17 protein-coding genes and 1 pseudogene are annotated in these 17844 nt (G+C 55.8%); 3 read left to right on the forward strand and 15 right to left on the reverse strand.

The features are described 5' to 3' along the window. Positions 1-24: 24 nt before the first annotated feature. Positions 25-1356, reverse strand: coding sequence for a TrkH family potassium uptake protein (locus AC0LWM_RS04885; RefSeq protein ID WP_474673777.1), 1332 nt, complete (start codon positions 1354-1356; stop codon positions 25-27). Positions 1357-1445: 89 nt separating this feature from the next. Beyond that, entirely contained in the window at positions 1446-2537 is a 1092-nt protein-coding gene (locus AC0LWM_RS04890) for a branched-chain amino acid aminotransferase (protein WP_474673778.1), read from the reverse strand. A gap of 173 nt (positions 2538-2710) precedes the next feature. Between AC0LWM_RS04890 and AC0LWM_RS04895 the strand changes: the two genes are divergently transcribed. Next, positions 2711-3604, forward strand: coding sequence for a LysR substrate-binding domain-containing protein (locus AC0LWM_RS04895; protein WP_474673779.1), 894 nt, complete (start codon positions 2711-2713; stop codon positions 3602-3604). Here the strand turns inward: AC0LWM_RS04895 and AC0LWM_RS04900 are convergent. The 3 genes from AC0LWM_RS04900 to AC0LWM_RS04910 are packed head-to-tail and all read right to left on the reverse strand — an operon-like array spanning position 3552 to position 6470. After that, positions 3552-3884: a hypothetical protein gene (locus AC0LWM_RS04900; protein ID WP_474673780.1), complete on the reverse strand. Its 333-nt coding sequence runs from the start codon at positions 3882-3884 to the stop codon at positions 3552-3554. The two genes, AC0LWM_RS04895 and AC0LWM_RS04900, sit on opposite strands and share 53 nt — an antisense overlap. A gap of 37 nt (positions 3885-3921) precedes the next feature. Then, on the reverse strand, positions 3922-5502 hold the full coding sequence (gene pruA, locus AC0LWM_RS04905; protein WP_474673781.1) for an L-glutamate gamma-semialdehyde dehydrogenase: 1581 nt from the start codon (positions 5500-5502) through the stop codon (positions 3922-3924). A gap of 50 nt (positions 5503-5552) precedes the next feature. Next, on the reverse strand, positions 5553-6470 hold the full coding sequence (locus AC0LWM_RS04910) for a proline dehydrogenase family protein (protein WP_474673782.1): 918 nt from the start codon (positions 6468-6470) through the stop codon (positions 5553-5555). Between the two features lie 242 nt (positions 6471-6712). Between AC0LWM_RS04910 and AC0LWM_RS04915 the strand changes: the two genes are divergently transcribed. Both AC0LWM_RS04915 and pcp read left to right on the forward strand, forming a co-directional pair. After that, positions 6713-7774, forward strand: a complete 1062-nt coding sequence (locus AC0LWM_RS04915) for a M42 family metallopeptidase (protein WP_474673886.1) — start codon at positions 6713-6715, stop codon at positions 7772-7774. Positions 7775-7951: 177 nt separating this feature from the next. After that, positions 7952-8605: a pyroglutamyl-peptidase I gene (gene pcp / locus AC0LWM_RS04920; RefSeq protein ID WP_474673887.1), complete on the forward strand. Its 654-nt coding sequence runs from the start codon at positions 7952-7954 to the stop codon at positions 8603-8605. A gap of 71 nt (positions 8606-8676) precedes the next feature. Here the strand turns inward: pcp and AC0LWM_RS04925 are convergent, their stop codons facing one another. The 10 genes and pseudogenes from AC0LWM_RS04925 to AC0LWM_RS04970 form a co-directional block, all read right to left on the reverse strand. Then, complete coding sequence (locus AC0LWM_RS04925) at positions 8677-9555, reverse strand: hypothetical protein (protein ID WP_474673783.1); 879 nt, start codon at positions 9553-9555, stop codon at positions 8677-8679. Between the two features lie 52 nt (positions 9556-9607). Continuing rightward, positions 9608-10327: a hypothetical protein gene (locus AC0LWM_RS04930; RefSeq protein WP_474673784.1), complete on the reverse strand. Its 720-nt coding sequence runs from the start codon at positions 10325-10327 to the stop codon at positions 9608-9610. Further along, positions 10303-10839: a VanZ family protein gene (locus tag AC0LWM_RS04935; protein WP_474673785.1), complete on the reverse strand. Its 537-nt coding sequence runs from the start codon at positions 10837-10839 to the stop codon at positions 10303-10305. The genes AC0LWM_RS04930 and AC0LWM_RS04935 overlap by 25 nt, the downstream gene beginning before the upstream one ends. A 19-nt stretch (positions 10840-10858) precedes the next feature. Beyond that, positions 10859-12202 (reverse strand): UDP-glucose 6-dehydrogenase TuaD, encoded by a 1344-nt coding sequence (gene tuaD / locus AC0LWM_RS04940; protein ID WP_474673786.1) that lies wholly within the window; start codon positions 12200-12202, stop codon positions 10859-10861. Positions 12203-12206: 4 nt separating this feature from the next. Beyond that, positions 12207-13109 carry a UTP--glucose-1-phosphate uridylyltransferase GalU gene (gene galU, locus AC0LWM_RS04945; RefSeq protein ID WP_474673787.1) on the reverse strand — a complete coding sequence of 301 codons (903 nt, stop codon included), beginning with the start codon at positions 13107-13109 and terminating at the stop codon, positions 12207-12209. After that, positions 13096-14268 carry a DegT/DnrJ/EryC1/StrS family aminotransferase gene (locus tag AC0LWM_RS04950; protein WP_474673788.1) on the reverse strand — a complete coding sequence of 391 codons (1173 nt, stop codon included), beginning with the start codon at positions 14266-14268 and terminating at the stop codon, positions 13096-13098. The genes galU and AC0LWM_RS04950 overlap by 14 nt, the downstream gene beginning before the upstream one ends. Before the next feature lie 76 nt (positions 14269-14344). Continuing rightward, a complete protein-coding gene (locus tag AC0LWM_RS04955; protein WP_474673789.1) occupies positions 14345-15019 on the reverse strand; it encodes an acetyltransferase in 675 nt (224 codons plus the stop codon). Beyond that, on the reverse strand, positions 15016-15717 hold the full coding sequence (locus tag AC0LWM_RS04960) for a sugar transferase (RefSeq protein ID WP_474673888.1): 702 nt from the start codon (positions 15715-15717) through the stop codon (positions 15016-15018). The genes AC0LWM_RS04955 and AC0LWM_RS04960 overlap by 4 nt, the downstream gene beginning before the upstream one ends. 63 nt (positions 15718-15780) lie before the next feature. Next, positions 15781-16830: pseudogene (locus tag AC0LWM_RS04965) on the reverse strand (glycosyltransferase family 4 protein); the annotation flags it as partial. After that, positions 16827-17843, reverse strand: a complete 1017-nt coding sequence (locus AC0LWM_RS04970) for an NAD-dependent epimerase (RefSeq protein WP_474673790.1) — start codon at positions 17841-17843, stop codon at positions 16827-16829. The gene AC0LWM_RS04970 and the pseudogene AC0LWM_RS04965, both read right to left, overlap by 4 nt. Position 17844: the final 1 nt, after the last annotated feature.

Below are 17844 nucleotides of genomic sequence, written 5' to 3' on the forward strand. Positions count from 1 at the left end.
ACAACGGTTTTTATCATTTCGGAGCTAGCCGATAATGATCTTGCCCTCCGGATAACGGTACAGCTGTTTCTCCGGCTTCATCTGGATCGCATACGCGAGCGTCACAGGCCCGAGCCTCCCCGCGAACATCATCAGAATAATGAATATTTTGCCCGCCACCGTCAAATCGGCCGTAATCCCCATGCTCATACCCACCGTGCCGAAAGCCGACGCAGCCTCGAACATGATCGCCAGAAACGGCTTGCTTTCGATCATGCAAAGCACGAGCACCGACGCAACGAGTAGAAACAGCCCGATCATCGTTACCGTAACCGCCTTATACGTCTGCTCCTTGGCGAGACGGTTGCGGAATAAAACGACGTCCTCGCGGCCGCGAATCATCGTGATGACGGCACCCAGCAGGATGACAAACGTCGTGATTTTGATCCCGCCTCCGGTTGACCCCGGCGCCGCTCCGATGAACATCAGGATGATCATGAAAAATTGCGTCGCCTGCCGCAGCTGCGATATATCGACGGTACTCGTCCCGGATGAACGAAGGCTTGTCGATTGAAAGAACGAGGCAAGAATTTTATGCTCCAAATCGAGCATCCCCATCGTCCGCATGTTCGTGAACTCGAATATAAAGATGACGACGGCACCCAGGGCGACAAGTACGCCCGATGCATAAAGCACCACTTTGCTGTGCAGCGACAACCTGCGCGTCTTCGGATATTCGATAATGTCGGACATGACGATAAAACCGATCCCGCCCAAAATAATGAGTACGATCGACACCGCATTAATCATGTAATCGTCCACATAGGGCGTGAGTCCGCCGAATAAATCGAAGCCGGCATTATTAAAAATGGATACGGCATGGAAGATGCCGAAATAGATTGCTTTGCCCGCAGGCATTTCGTAGGACCAGCGAATGGCGAAAAAGACGGCTGCTGCAAATTCGATCCCCATGGAATACAAAATGACTTTGCGTACGAGCCGGACGAGCCCTTCCAGCGAAGACTGATTCATCGACTCTTTCAGGATAAGCCTGTCCCGCAGCGTAACCCGCTTCCGCAGCATGACGGCGAACCACGTCGTCATCGTCATGAAACCAAGCCCTCCGAGCTGGACCATAACGAGCATGACGATCTGCCCGAACAGCGTGAACTGGGTGCCCGTATCAACGACAACAAGCCCCGTCACACAAGTGGCCGAGGCTGCCGTGAATAAAGCGTCGATAAACTTAAGCCCTATGCCGGATTTCGATGAAATCGGCAAAGATAGCAAAAACGCACCGATGATTATAATAATTGCGAATCCTAGCACCAAATATTTTTGCGGTGCAGGAGATACATGATACTTCACGACATCCATCTCTTTCTTTCTATGAAGTGATTAACCTGCTTCTATAGAATGTACAGGATTCGCCGCGAAATATCAAAGCAAAATTCAATAGAAGAATACTATTTGTTCGAAATCGTCAAATCCCGCTTGAGCCGTACCGTCCAGCCGAAAGGATCGGCCAGCTTGCCTGTTTGAATCCCTGTCAACGTGTCATAAAGACGCTGCGTCAAATCACCGATTTTGCCTCCGTTGATCGTAAGCGGCGACTTCCAGTTCAATTCGCCGACCGGCGATACGACCGCCGCGGTGCCCGTGCCGAACACTTCTTCCAGCTTGCCTTCGGCGTGCGCCGCTTCGATTTCTTCGATGGATACTCTCCGCTCGACGACAGGAACGTTCCAATGCTTCAACAGCTGGATCACCGAATCACGAGTTACCCCTTGCAAAATGCTGCCGTTCAGCTCCGGCGTCACAACCTCGCCGTCCATCTTGAAAAAGACGTTCATGCTGCCGACTTCTTCGACATACTTCTGCTCAACCCCGTCGAGCCACAGCACTTGGGCATACCCTTGTTCTTTGGCCTCCGCTTGTGCTTTCAGGCTGGCCGCATAGTTGCCTGCGGTTTTCGCATCCCCCATACCGCCGCGCACGGCGCGGACATACTTCGACTCCACGTTGATCTTGACCGGCTTTAAGCCGTCGGCGTAATAAGCTCCAACCGGCGACAAAATGACGATCAGCTTGTAATAATCGGAAGGCCGCACCCCGACGCAAGGCTCCGTTGCAATGATGAACGGACGAATGTACAGCGATGTTCCCTCCGCGGAAGGAACCCAGTCGCGCTCCACTTCAACAAGCGCTTTGATCGCCTCGACGACGAATTCCTCGTCCACCTGCGGCATTTCCAATCGGTCGGTCGAACGGTTCATCCGCTCCATATTTTTGTCCGGACGGAACAGGATGATGTCGTTTTCCTTTGTGCGAAACGCTTTCAACCCTTCGAAAATCGTTTGGCCGTAGTGAAGTACCATCGCCGCCGGATCAAGCACGATCGGCGCATAAGGCTGAATCGTTGCGTCGTGCCAGCCGCGTTCTCTCGAATATTCGATCACGAGCATATGATCCGTGTAATATTTGCCGAATCCGAGATTGTTCTCGTCCGGCTTTGCTTTGGGCGATTCCGAACGAATGATATTGATGTTGTTGCTCATCTGTACTTCCTCCTTTTGGTTCTTCTGATACTTTTACTATAGATAGAGTCTGTTGATTGATCAATACAATGATAACTATTATAATTATTGTCAACATCTATGGTCGAAATGTCAATGGAAAGGATAAACGGGTGAGCGCCGGACCGGGGCATCGTATAAAGGGGGCGATCGGATTGGAGCATCGGTTGCTGGAATATTTTATCGCCGTGTGCGAGGAGCTTCATTTCACGAAAGCCGCCGAAAGGCTCGGCATCAGCCAACCGACGTTGAGCCAGCAAATCCGCGTCTTGGAAGAACGAATCGGATCGCCGCTGTTCCGCCGGATCGGCAAAAAAACGCACATCACCGAAGCGGGGCAGCTGCTGCTCCACCATAGCCGCCGGATCTTCCACGAGCTGGATCAAGCAACGACGGCCATCTCGGAGCTTCAGGGCATTCAGCGCGGCAGCCTCAGGATCGGCTGCTCGGGCAATCATCTGCTGACCGCCTCCGTCATCGCGTTCCACCAGCGTTATCCCGGCATCGAAATGTCGGTGCTGGAGCTGGCGACAGAGGAGACGAAGGACCGGCTGCTGCATAATCAGCTCGACATCGGCGTTGTTTTCTTGCCTTTGCACGACGAGCAGCTGGAGAGCATCCCTTTGTTCGAGGAGGAGCTGCGTCTTGTCGTTTCGGTGGATCACCCTTTTGCCTCGGCGCCGCAGGTGGAGCTTGGGCTTCTTCAAGAAGTGCCGCTTGTGCTGCTCCCACGCAAGTTCCATGTCCGCCAAATGATCGACCGGTATTGCCGTGAAGCCGGGTTCCTGCCGAAGCCTACGGTCGAGATGTCGACCCTTGACTCGCTGCTCCATATGAGCAGCCTCGGACTCGGCGCCGCCGTGCTGCCCGGTTCCTTCGCCAAGCAAGCCGACACGAGCCGCGTCCGCTTCCTGCGCATCGTGAATCCGACGCCGCAACAGACGATCGGCATCGTCTACCGGAAGGACGCGTATTTGAGCGCTACGATGGACGCTTTCATGCGCCAGCTGATCCAGAACTTCCTTCCCTACCGGAGAACGCAGCGATAAGTAAGGCCAGGTCTGTATTCAGAAAAAATTGGCTGAAATTCAGAAATTTTTGGCTAAAAGCAGAAATTAATTTCTGAATACCACTCGAACGCTTCGTTTGTTCCATAAATTCAGCAAATAATAGCTGAATTTCAGAAATCCCTTTCTTACCTCTACCATATTTTTGTGGGCAACGAAAAGACCGGTAGCGGGCGATCGAATCGATCCCCGCGTTACCGGTCTTTTTTGCATGTACATTGTATGGAGCAGCTTCGTGGAACTGATTCACTTCTATTTGCACTGCTTCTATGCTCTGCTTCTACACCGTTTCTGTTGCCTTACAGCTTGCGCGAAGTCAATTTTGCTTGCGTGAACAGCAGCAAATAATCATGCCCGCCCGCTTTCGAATCCGTGCCCGACATATTGAAGCCGCCGAACGGATGGACGCCTACGAGCGCTCCCGTACATTTGCGGTTAATATACAGGTTGCCGCAATGCATCGTTTCCAGCGCTTCGGCAATGCGCTCCTCGTCCTTGGAGAAGAACGAGCCGGTCAAGCCGAATTCCGTATCGTTGTACATCTCGATCGCTTCGCGCCAGTCTTTGGCCTTGGCTAGCGCCAGCACCGGTCCGAAAATCTCCTCTTGCATGATGCGCGCTTTGCCGTTCACGTCGGCGAATACGGTCGGCTGAATGTAATAGCCGTTCCCTTCCGCTTTGCCCCCGCCTGCAACAAGATAGCCCTCTTCATGGCCGATTTCGATATAACGGAGAATTTTTTCATAGGAGCCTTTGTCGATAACCGGCCCGACGGCATAGTTCATCTCCGGCAATCCGACCTGCAATTGCTTCGTCAATTCGCCGACTTTGGCGACGATTTGCTCATAGACGTCTTCGACGATGATCGCGCGGGAGCCCGCCGAGCATTTCTGGCCTTGGAAGCCGAACGCCGAAGCGACGATCGCTTGCGCGGCTGCGTCGATATCGGCCGTTTCGTCAACGACGATGCCGTCTTTGCCGCCCATCTCGGCGACGATCCGCTTCATCCAGATTTGCCCCTGTGCCGTCTTGGCCGCCAGTTCGTTGATGTGCAGGCCGACTTCCTTGGAGCCGGTGAAGCTGACAAACCGCGTTTTCGGATGCTTCGTCAAATAATCGCCGATTTCGGCCCCGCTGCCCGGCACGAAGTTCAGCACGCCTGCGGGCAGGCCGATCTCCTCCATCAATTGAACGAACTTATAGGCGATGACCGGCGTCGTCGATGCCGGCTTCAGCACAACCGTATTGCCGCTCACGATCGCCGCCGTCGCCATACCGACGCAAATCGCCAGCGGGAAGTTCCAAGGCGGAATCACAACGCCTACGCCAAGCGGGATATAGGTCAAGTGATTGTCCTCGCCGTCGATTTTGACAAGCGGCTGACGGATCGAAGTTTCGCTTAGGCGCAGCATTTCACGCGCGTAATACTCCATGAAGTCGATCGCTTCCGCCGTATCGGCATCGGCCTCCGCCCAGTTTTTGCCCGCTTCGTATACCATCAGCGCGGAGAACTCATGCTTCCGCTCACGCATCAGCTCGGCCGCGCGGAACAAATACGACGCCCGCTCGGCTGCCGGAACGCGCTTCCATGTCTCGAAGCCGGAGGCCGCGGCTTGCATCGCTTGCTCGGCATGGCTTTGCGTCGCTTTGCTGACGCGGCCTATCACATGATCAAGATCGCCGGGGTTGATCGATACGATGCGGTCTTCCGTATGGATCTGTTCGCCATCGATCACGAGCGGGATATCGCCGCCGATTTCGCTTTTCACTTTGGCCAGCGCGGCGAGCATCGCTTGTTTTTGATCCTCCAGCGCGAAGTTGACGAATGGTTCGTTGCGGAATGGAGTCGGTGCGGCAAAGCTTTTTTGAGATTGGGTCATCGTAAGTAAGCTCCCTTCAACTTGTAAAATATTTTTATACGTCTTGTTTCTTACTTGAACATATTTTTTAGGACAAACCAGACATTGGCAGGACGCTCCGCCAGACGACGCATGAAATAACCGAACCAATCGATGCCGTAAGGAACATAGACGCGAACGCGGTAACCTTCGTTAACCAGCTTCTTCTGCAGGTCGACGCAGATGCCATAGAGCATTTGGAATTCGAACTGCTCGCGAGAAATGTTGTTCTCGCCAATGTAGCCGATGATTTCGTTAATGACCGCTTCGTCGTGCGTAGCGATTGCCGTATAATGGCCGCCGGATAAGTGAAGCTTAAGGAGATTCAAGAAATTGCCGTCGACATCCTTTTTGTTCGGAAAAGCAACCGACTCCGGCTCTTTGTAAGCGCCCTTCACCAGCCTCAGGTTCGCATCATACTGGGATCCCAAATCACGGACATCCTGTTCGGAGCGGTATAGGTACGCTTGAATGACGATGCCGACTTTATCGTACTCTTGGCGAAGCTCCCGGTAAATGTCGAGCGACATTTGGCAATGGCCGAAGTCTTCCATATCGATGCGGACAAAATTGCCGTACCGCTTCGCCCGCTCCAGAATGCAGCGCATATTGCGCATGCACAGCTCCCGGCTAATATCGAGGCCAAGCGACGTCATTTTGAGCGACAGGTTCGACTGCACGCCCGCCGCTGCAATCGCATCCAACGTTTGCAAGCACATTTCCGTCGATTCTTTCGCCTCGGCTTCCGTGAATACGAATTCGCCCAGATGGTCGAGTGTGGCCATTCGGCCTTCCCGGTTCAGCACCCGGACCGCTTCGATCGCCTTGGCGATCGTTTCGCCGGCGACAAATCGGCTCGCGCCAAAGCGGAGACCGTATTTTTTGGCGAGCCGGTTCGCCGATCTGCTTTTGGCCATCGATTGGAAAAGATTGCGCATCATAGCTTCCATCGCAGTTCAACTCCTATGCATGTACAATCGGAAAGCACATATGTTCATTTCTGTATACCGACTGCTTGTTGTTTATACAGTCATTATACACAATATTGAACACTTGTGTACATAAAAATTGTTTCATTGTTCACCCGTTATACAATATTGCATTTTAAATTGTAGATTTTTCCGAACTCTCATATAATAGAATGGTGGTCAATTAAGATGGAGGAGGAAATTCCTTGGACTCTACCTTGCAAATGTTAAAAGCTCTGACCGACGCTAACGGCGTACCCGGTCATGAGGACGAAGTACGCGACGTTATGCGGGAGCATATTGCTCCGTACGCCGACGAAGTAACTACCGATCATCTTGGCAGCTTGATCGCCAAAAAAACGGGCACCGTAGCTGACGGCCCCAAAATTATGGTCGCCGGACATCTGGATGAAATCGGATTCATGGTGACGCGCATCGACGACAAAGGTTTTCTATACTTCCAACCGCTCGGCGGCTGGTGGGAGCAAGTGATGCTGGCGCAGCGGGTCACCGTCATGACGCGTACCGGGAATATTCCCGGCGTAATCGGCTCGAAGCCGCCGCACATTTTGTCGGCGGAAGCCCGCAAAAATCCGGTCGACAAAAAAGACATGTTCATCGATATCGGCGCAACGAGCAAAGAGGAAGCGATGGAATTCGGCGTTCGTCCAGGCGATTCCGTCGTGCCGGTTTGCGAATTTACCGTCATGAAAAACGAAAAGTTCCTGATGGCCAAAGCATGGGACAACCGGATCGGCTGCGCCATTGCGATTGACGTGCTGAAGGGGCTGCAAGGCGTCGATCATCCGAATACCGTTTACGGCGTCGGCACCGTTCAAGAGGAAGTTGGCCTCCGCGGCGCGAAAACGGCGTCGAATACGATTCAGCCGGATATCGGTTTCTCGGTTGACGTAGGGATCGCAGGAGATACGCCGGGCGTGAGCGAGAAGGAAGCTTTGGCCAAAATGGGCAAAGGGCCGCAAATTCTCGTTTACGACGGATCGATGATTTCGCATCGCCGTTTGCGCAACTTTATTACCGATACGGCCGAAGAGCTGGGCATTCCTTATCAATTCGATTACGTGGCTGGGGGCGGCACCGACGCGGGCGCGATTCACGTGACGGCCGGCGGCGTACCTTCGCTCGCCATTTCGGTTGCGACGCGCTACATTCATACGCATGCCGCGATTCTCCATCGCGACGATTTCGAAAATGCGGTGAAGCTGATCACCGAAGTGATCAAACGACTGGATCGGGAAAAAGTAAAAGAAATTACGTTCGGCTAAGTCGGGGAGCCGGACTTTCCTCTTCTTGGTGATCCATTCTTTCACGGAAGAATGAATGTGCTCTGGGGACACCGGCTTCATGGATCTTGACTTGAAAAACAGGCGGCACGCACGGGGATTCCCGGCGCGGGACGCCTGTTTAGCTTAGGAATGGCGGGGGATTGCGGAATCATGAATATGCACCGAATAAAAGTATTGGTAACGGGCTTCGAACCTTTCGGCGGCGAGTCGGTGAATCCGGCCTGGGAAGCGGTCAGCCGGCTTCAGACGGTACCGGTCGAGGGAGTACAGCTCGATGTGCAGCAGCTACCCGTCGAGTTCGGGGTATCGGTCGAACGGCTGCGCGATCGAATTCGCGAGCTTCGGCCCGATGCCGTCATCAGCGTCGGGCAAGCGGGCGGTAGAGCCGACATATCCGTCGAGCGGGTCGCCATCAATGTCGACGATGCCCGCATCCCGGATAACGCGGGGCGGCAGCCGATCGACGAACCGATCGTGCCCGGCGGTCCGGCCGCTTATTGGTCGAGCTTGCCGATCAAAGCGATCGTCGCCCGGCTGCGCGAAAACGGCATCCCCGCGTCCGTATCCCAAACGGCCGGGACGTATGTATGCAATCATCTGTTCTACGGACTGGCTCATTTGATTGCGACCGAATATCCTTCGATGCGCGGCGGCTTTATCCATATTCCATATATGCCGGAGCAAGCCGCTCAGCACCCGGGATCGCCGAGCATGAGCCTAGAAACCGTTGTACGTGCCCTGCAAATCGCCGCGTTGACCATTTTCGAATATTCGGCCGATATCGTCACCGCCGAAGGGGCTACCCATTAGACGGTGTTTCAATTTTATGCAAAAAACCGGCAGTGTCGCTCTACGCGCCTGCCGGTTTTTTGCTGAAAGGGTTACTTTATAATGTTAAATAGAATATTTTGACCTCTGTCCCGTTCCCGATTGTATTCCTCCACATATCTGGAAATAATATCGCTGCTCATTTTGATCGATTTCAGCTGATCTGCCGCCGAATTGATAATTTCCGTGAATGACGACTCGCATTGCGATAGCTTGGCTTGTCCAGCAGCATAAAGCTCCGTTTTTTGATGCGTCGTTTTTGCCGATTTAAACTGAACCGCAAGGTTAATTAAATCCATTTGGCAGCTGTTGCGCAGTTGAACCAACTTCTGCGTCGTCTCATTAATAATCCGGTCTCTTTCTTTTTCCTTGTTGCCGCCGTTACCATTGCCATTGCCATTGCCGTTGCCATTACCGTTACCATTACCGTTACCGTTACCATTGCCGTTGCCGTTGCCGTTGCCATTACCGTTACCATTACCATTACCATTACCGTTACCGTTACCATTGCCGTTGCCGTTGCCATTGCCGTTGCCCTTGCCGTTATCCTTGCCGTTGTCCTTGCCATTGTCCTTGCCGTTGTCCTTGCCGTTGTCCTTGCCATTGTCCTTGCCGTTGTCCTTGCCATTGTCCTTGCCGTTGTCCTTGCCGTTGTCCTTGCCGTTGTCCTTGCCGTTGTCCTTGCCGTTGTCCTTGCCGTTGTCCTTGCCGTTGTCCTTGCCGTTATCCTTGCCGTTGATCGAAGGTGCAACCAACATACCAAAGATAGAGTCGAACAGGCCGTCCAAATCGATTGATTGCGAAGAGGACACAGCCTTCTCCGTTTCTGCTTTTGCCGTATTCGCGGCAGCTGCGGCATGGCCGCTAGGACCGATTGGCCCGAGCAGGCTCAACGCCACCGCAGCGGCAAGCATCATGCTTGTCGTGCGCAATTTTTTCCGTTTCATAGATCTCCCTCGTTTCACCATTCCTCGTGAAAGGAATTTATTTGCTTTCTTCCAGCGAATCCTTGTACCGCTTTCCTTTACTCAGCCCGTATTTGCTGGCAATGGCAATCAATTCGTCGTATTCTTCTTCGCTGAGCTTGTCCAAAATCAGTTTTTTGGCCTTTTTCTTCTCCTCCACCGTCAAGCCGCCGCTGAACATGTCGCTGAACAATTGGATGTCGTCGGCAGATAGCCTTTTGAGCAAAATCGACGTGACGGTCAGCTTCTCGGACAGCGAAATGCCTTCCTTGACGTTCTTCGCTTGATCGACCGAAATTTCCGCATGGTACCCGGACGACTGAAAAGGGGCTTCCCCATTCGTTTGTCCGGAACCTTCGTCTTCGCTCTCCTGCGCTGCATCGCTTCCTGGCTGTGTTGCATTGCCATCCGGCTGATTTGCACCGCTTCCCGACTGTGCGGCCTTGTCGCCCGGTCCTTTCTCTTGCTGCCCGCCGCCTTTCGATTCGGCGCCGCCGCCCTTTCCCGTTTGCCCAGTCGACTTGCCCGCCTGGCCTTTATTCGACGAAGGAGTCTCCTTATTCATCACCTCCTTCGGGGACGAACCTGCCTCAATTCGCTCCAGCAGTTCATCAGCTTGCGGTACCATTGCGTTCAATATCTTGTCCGTTACGTAATTCAATGCAAAATAGGCGGCGACAACCAATACCACCGCAATGGAGCCCGCCCACATCATTATTTTTTTCCAGCGTCTCGACATGATCCGCTCTCCTTTCCTCTTGACATTGTCCCGGCTCTGCGGACAACGAGACGAGCAACGGCAATCACGGCAATAACCCCCATGATGCCGCCCGCCGTATCCAGCAGCACATCGTAGAATGTGCTTGTCCGCTGCGCGAATCGAGCCTGGTTCCATTCATCAAGACTAGCAATTGCAAAACAATATCCCACGGCCAGCACCGCACTGCGTATAACTCCCGGACGCCAAAGCTTGCTTGCACGAAGCGCCGCACATGCGAGAATCGCGAGCACCGCATAAACGAACAGATGGGCGGATTTGCGAAAGAGAAATTCGGCGAACCGGTAAGGCGCCTCATGCGCGACGACGACGGCCTTGTCATAATGCACGGTCACGTCGGGCACGAGGCTTCGCAGGCTATCTGCGGACCAATAGCGGTGCAGCACCGGTTGAATGCTTTGAGCGGCATAGGTTTGCGAAGAAAACACAAAGATAAGCGCCGTCCATGCCAGGACCGGTCCGAATCGAATCAAGCCGCCGACCACCGGATGTTTAAAAATTGGCCGAATGCAGCTCCCCCCTCGCCATCCGCAAAGGCGCTCTCCCGATGGAGTGATACAGGAACCCGTATTTGTTCATCTCTTGCAGCGAGAAGCAATTGCGGCCGTCCACCACGATTGGCTGGCGCAGCAAACGCCGGGTCTTCGCCAAATCCATCTGCACGATTTCGTTCCATTCGGTCAGAATCAGGCAAGCATCGCAACCCGCAAGAGCTTCTTCGATCGAATCCTCATACTGCACCGACTCCGGCAGCTGCTTCTTCGCCGCTTCTGCGGCAATCGGATCGTATGCGCGAACGGTCGCTCCCTGTTTCAACAGCTCCGGCACGATCGTTAACGATGGCGCGTAGCGCATATCGTCGGTATTCGGCTTAAACGCCAAGCCGAGCACCGCAATTTGTTTATCCTGCAAGCTGCCGAGCGCCTCCTTCAGCTTGTCCAGCACGATCAGGCGCTGGCGGTCGTTCGTGGCGATAACCGATTTCAGCAGCGCAAAATCGTAACCCGCCTGCTCGGCGATATGCGTCAGCGCGAACGTATCTTTCGGGAAGCACGACCCGCCGTAGCCAAGTCCCGCTTGCAAAAACTTGCTGCCGATCCGGCTGTCGAGCCCCATCCCTTCCGCAACATGGGTAACGTCGGCGCCGGTCTGCTCGCAAATATTCGCGATCGCGTTAATAAACGAAATTTTCGTCGCGAGGAAGGCGTTCGCCGCATATTTGATCATTTCCGCGCTTTCGAGGCTCGTCGTAAAAATCCGCGTCCGGAACGGCGCGTGCAGCTCGGCGATGATTTTCGCCGCTTTGTCGCTCGTTGCGCCGATCACGGCACGATCCATATTCATGCAATCCGACAATGCCGATCCCTCGCGCAAAAACTCCGGATTGGAGACGACGTCGAAGTCGATCCGGCGGTTGATGCGGTTCTCCTTGACGATTTTGCGGACAAGCTCTCCCGTTCCGACGGGTACCGTGCTTTTGTTGACAATGATTTTGTACCCGTTCAAATGCTGGCCGATCGTCTTCGCCACTTCACGCACGTAGCGCAAATCCGCTTCGCCGTTATCCGCCATCGGCGTGCCGACGGCGATGTAAATAATGTCCGACGCCTCGATCGCCCCGCCGATTTCCGTCGTGAAGAATATGCGCTCCGCATCCGCGTTTTGCTGAATCAGCTCCTGCAGCCCAGGCTCGTAAATCGGAACCTCGCCCCGCTGCAGCATGCTGATTTTAGCCGGGTCCACGTCGCAGCAAATGACCCGATTTCCGATTTCCGCAAAACAAGCGCCCGATACTAAACCGACATACCCGCTGCCAATGACCGTAATTTTTTTCATTGGATCAATTCGCCACCTTGTTATAGATTGGGGAATGCTGCTCGTAAACCGCTTGAATATAAGCGAGCACGTCTTGCTTCAGATCGTCGCGCTGCAAGGCGAAATCCATCGTCGCTTTAATAAAACCGAACTTGTCGCCCACATCGTAACGAATGCCGTGAAAATTGTACGCGAGCACCGTCTTCTGATCGTTCAGCCGCTTGATCGCGTCCGTCAGTTGGATTTCGCCGCCTGCGCCCGGCGCCTGATTTTCGAGAATGTCGAAAATGTCCGGCGTCAATACGTACCGTCCCATGATGGCGTAATTCGACGGGGCCGCTTTGCGGGAAGGCTTCTCCACGAGTGTCTCCAGGAAGAAGACGTCCGGCTCGATCGACGAACCGCGAGGCGCGATAATGCCGTATTTCGGCACGTCCTCGTCGCTGACCCGCTGCACGCCGACAACCGATGACGAGTACCGGTCGAAAACGCGAATGAGCTGGTTCAGGCACGGCTCCTGCGATTGTACGATATCGTCGCCGAGCAGCACCGCGAACGGCTCGTCGCCGACGAAGCTGCGTGCGCACCAGATCGCATGGCCGAGCCCTTTCGGCTCCTTCTGGCGAATGTAGTGAATGTTCGCCATGTCGGAAATCGCCCGGATTTGCTCCAGCTCCTTTTTCTTACCTTTCTTGTCGAGTGTCTCCTCCAGCTCGATCGATTTGTCGAAATGGTCCTCGATGGCCCGTTTTCCACGACCGCTAATGATCAGAATATCTTCGATGCCGGAGGCGATCGCTTCTTCGATAATGTATTGGATCGTCGGTTTGTCGACGATCGGCAGCATTTCCTTCGGCTGCGCCTTCGTGGCAGGCAAAAACCGGGTTCCGAGACCGGCGGCCGGAATAATCGCTTTACGCACTTTCATAGGTGGAGCCTCCTTTGGACAATAAGGTTTGGATGCAATCGATGACCCGATTCTGATCTTCTTCGGTCAAGCTGGAGCCGGACGGCAAGCAGATGCCTTGCGTGAACAGCCCGTCCGAGACGCTCTTTCGGCCTTGATGCGGGTAATACAGGCATCGACGGTACAATGGCTGCAGATGCATCGGCTTCCAGACGGGCCGGGACTCGATATTCACGTCGGCGAGCGCCTTGATGATGCAGGTCGACGATAATTTCGCCTTGCGCGGGTCGATCGTGAGCGCCGTCAGCCAGCGGGTCGCCCTGCCGAAAGGCGCTTCCGGCATAAAGGTGACGCCGGGGATCGAACCGAGCTCGGCACGGTACCGCTCGAACACGGCACGCCGCGCTTCGACGCGGGCATCGAGCTTCTGCAGCTGCCCCCGGCCGATGCCGGCCAGAACATTGCTCATCCGGTAGTTGTAGCCGATCTCGCTATGCTCGTAATGGAGCTCCGGATCTCTTGCTTGCGTCGCCCAATACCGGGCCTTCTCCAGGGCGGCGACGTCGTTCGAGACGAGCATGCCGCCGCCGGACGTCGTAATGATTTTGTTGCCGTTAAACGAATATACGCCGAATTTGCCGAATGTGCCGCTCGCTTGTCCACGGTACGTAGCGCCAAGCGATTCCGCCGCATCCTCGATGACGGGGATGTCGTAACGGTTGCACAGCTCCAGCAGCGGAAACATATCGGCGCTTTGGCCGTACAAGTTCACGATGATGACCGCCTTCGGCAGCTTCCGCTCCCGGTAAGCGGCGTTCAGCGCCCGTTCCAGCGCTGCCGGCGACATGTTCCAGGTCGCCGGATCGGCGTCGATGAAGATCGGCGTCGCGCGCTGGTAAACGATCGGATTGACGCTGGCAACGAACGTCAGGCTGGAGCAGAATACGCGATCTCCCGGACCTACGCCGAGCAGTCGCAGCGCCAAATGCAGGCCGGCCGTTCCCGAGCTTAAAGCGAGCGCTCCACGCGTCCCGACGCGCTGGGCCGTCTCCTGCTCGAAGGCGTCCACGTTGGGACCGAGCGGGGCGATCCAATTCGAGGCAAACGCCTCACCCACAAATTTAGCTTCCTCGTCCCCCAGATGAGGGGGAGACAAAAAAATGCGTTGATGAACGGACATGCTGAACTCCCTCCAATTCGTTGATCCGGTTGAACCGGTCGTTTATTTGTGAATACACTTCGTCAGGCCGTTTCGGCTATTCAGCATCAGCGATCAACGGAACGACCGACGCGGGCGCATTGCGCAAAGCAACCGGTCTGGCGGGAATGCCGATCGCCGTACATCCGCCGGGAATCGGCCGGATGACCACCGCGCCGGCGCCGATCGTGCTCCACGCCCCGATCTCGATGCCTTGAATAATGTTGGCGCCGATTCCGACATGCGTTCCCTCGCCGATCGTGACATTACCCGCGATCGCGGTTCCCGGCGATAAGTGGGCGAACGATCCGATGCGGCAATCATGCTCGACGATCGCTCCCGTGTTCACGATGCAATGGCTGCCGACGCGGGCGCCGTAGTTGACGATCGCCCCCGGCTGTACGACGGTGCCCTTCCCCAACGTTACATAGCTGCCGAGTACCGCTTGGGGATGGACGAGCACGGCATACCGCTCCTCTGCCAGTCCGAGCTTCTCGGCGACGAGCCGACGCGTACGGTTGTCGCCGATCGCGATGACCGCCTCCATGGATTCGTCCTCCTGCAGCAGACGACGCCCCCAGGCCAGGGGACCATACCACAGCGCGCCCTTCTGCTCGGGGTGCGACCACCTGTCGTCGGCAACGGCAACCGGCATATAAGCGCCTTGCGCGCGGGCGACATCCAGCACGACCTTGCCATGGCCGCCTGCGCCAACGATCATCAGCTTTTTCATAGGTAACCTCTGGCGTTTTCGCCGCCCGTAAACCTTGCGTCGCCGCTGCCCGCAAATTTGCTTGTCGTCACATGCCCCTCTTGCGAGATGCCTTCCCGACGAAACACTTTAACGACGGTAAGCAGCAATATTTTCATATCGAGCCATAGCGACTGCCTTTCGACATACCATACGTCAAGCGCGAATTTTTGCTCCCACGAAATGGCGTTGCGGCCGTTCACCTGCGCCCAGCCCGTAATGCCCGGCCTTACGTCGTGCCGCCTTGCCTGCTCCTCGGTATAGAGCGGCAAATATTCCATCAGCAGCGGCCTCGGTCCGACGAGGCTCATATCGCCCCGCACCACGTTGAACAGCTGCGGGATTTCATCCAAGCTCAGCTTGCGCAGCAGCTTGCCGAACGCCGTCAGCCGTTGCGCATCGGGCAGCAGAGCGCCGTCCGCCCCCCGGCGATCGGTCATCGTCCGGAACTTGTAGACGTGGAACGTCTTGCCGTGCAGCCCCGGGCGCTGCTGCTTGAATAGCACCGGCGCACCGAGCTTCACCCGGACAAGCAGCGCAACGACGGCCAGCAACGGCGACAGCAGCACAAGCGCCGGAATAGTGGCAGCCAGATCCACCGTTCGCTTGACGAACCGGTTGATCCACCGCAATGTGCGCTTCCGCGCCCCCTCTCGGCCTTCGGCCAGTTCCGCATACATCCGCTCCAGCCTGCGGACGACCGCTTGCTCCGTGAAGCAAGCTTCGATCGCCTCCCGACCGGCTGTGCCGAAGCGGCTGCGGAGCGCTTCATCGCCGAGCAGCCGCGCAAGCGCCGAGGCCAGCTCCTCCGTCGCCTTGTACGGCACGAGCAGGCCGGTCCCTTCGTGCCCGACAAGCTCCCGCGTGCCAAGCACGTCGCTCGCGACGACCGGCTTGCCGAACGCCATCGCTTCCATGAGCACCCGAGGGATGCCCTCCTTCTCCGACGTCAACGCGACGAGCTCAGCCATGGCGATGAACGGATAGATGTTCGACTGGTGTCCGATGATCCGAACTTCCTGCTCAAGGCCAAGCGTCGCGATGCGATGCCGGATTTCCGCCTCCAGCGGCCCTTTGCCCGCCAGCAGACATACAAAATCCGTCTGCCCGCGCTCCTTCAGCAGCTTTATTCCTTCCAGCAGGAAGGCGTGATCCTTCACCGGCTCGAACCGCGCCGCCACAAGGATGACCTTCACTCCTTCCGCGATACCGAGCTGCCGGCGCAGCTCGGCAAGCTCCTTCGGCCCCGTCAAGCTGCGGACGGCATCGAGCCTCTCCAAGTCGACGCCGTTGCCTTCGTAATACACCTTCTTGCCCGGCGCAAGCTGCTCAAGCTGGCGGACATCCTCCTCGTTCTGCGAAGCGAGCGCATGGCTGAACCAAGCCCCGAACCGCTCCAAGCTCCGGTAGATGGTATGCGTCAGCTTCGGCTGTCCCTCGTAGAAGGGCAAGCCGTGACTCGTATGCACCACAACCGGAACGCCTGCGAGCCGTGCGGCAATCCGTCCGATGAGTCCGGCTTTCGCCGTATGCGTATGGACGATGTCGAACCGCTCCCGCTTCAGCAGCTTGCGCATGCGCAGGATGGAGCGCACGTCATCCAGCAGGTGGATTTTCCGGTTCATCGGCACAAAAGCCAGCTTGAAGCGGTACGATCTCATATACTGTTCATCATAGCCCTCGGGCGACGCGATCAAGGTCACGTCGTGCCCGGCGTTTTGCAGGACGGCGAGCTTGTCGGCCAATATTTTGTGGCTGATGCTCGATGTACAGATATGAGCGATTTTGTTCATTGCTGCTCCTCCCCGTAATAGCTTTTGTACCAGTCGGTGAACTTGCGGATGCCCTCCTCGATCGTCGTGGACGGGCGGAACCCGACCGCACGCTGCAGCTCGTCGATATTCGCGTACGTGGCCTGCACGTCGCCCGGCTGCATCGGTTTGTAGTCGATGATCGCTTGTTTGCCGAGGCAATCCTCGATCGTGCGAATGAACCTCATCAGCTCCACCGGCTGATTGTTGCCGATATTGTAAACGACGTATGGCGCATAGCTCGTGCTCGGATCCGGGTTCGTCCGGTCCCACCCCTCATTCGCGACCGGCGGTTTATCCAGCAGCCGGGCGATGCCTTCGACGATGTCGTCGACGTAAGTGAAATCGCGCATCATTTTGCCTTCGTTGTAGACGGTAATCGGTTTCCCCTCCGCAATTTGCTTCGTGAAGGAGAAATACGCCATATCCGGCCGTCCCCACGGACCGTACACGGTGAAAAACCGCAGCCCCGTCGTCGGCAAGCCGTACAGATGGCTGTATGTATGCGCGATGAGTTCGTTCGCTTTTTTCGTTGCCGCATACAGGCTGACAGGATGGTCCACGGGATCTTGAACGGAAAACGGCATTTTGACGTTCGCTCCGTACACCGAGCTGGACGAAGCATAGATAAAGTGCTTCACCGGAAACTTGCGCGCCGCCTCCAGCATATTGAGAAATCCGGCGATGTTGGAATCGGCGTAAGCCCGCGGATTCACCAAGCTGTAGCGTACCCCCGCCTGCGCCGCCAAATGGACGACAACCGAAATATCGCTGCTTGCAAACAGCGCCTCCAGAGCGGCATGATCGATCAAATCCTGCCGTACCCACTGGAACTTGTCGTATTCTCGCAGCTGCCGGAGCCGATCCTCCTTCAGACGTACGTCGTAATAATCGTTCATGCTATCGAGTCCGATGACTCGCAGTCCACTATGGAGAAGCCGGAGGGACAAATGGTACCCGATAAACCCGGCTGCTCCCGTAACTAGAATCGTCACG

The organism is Paenibacillus sp. sgz302148 (genome assembly GCF_056120465.1).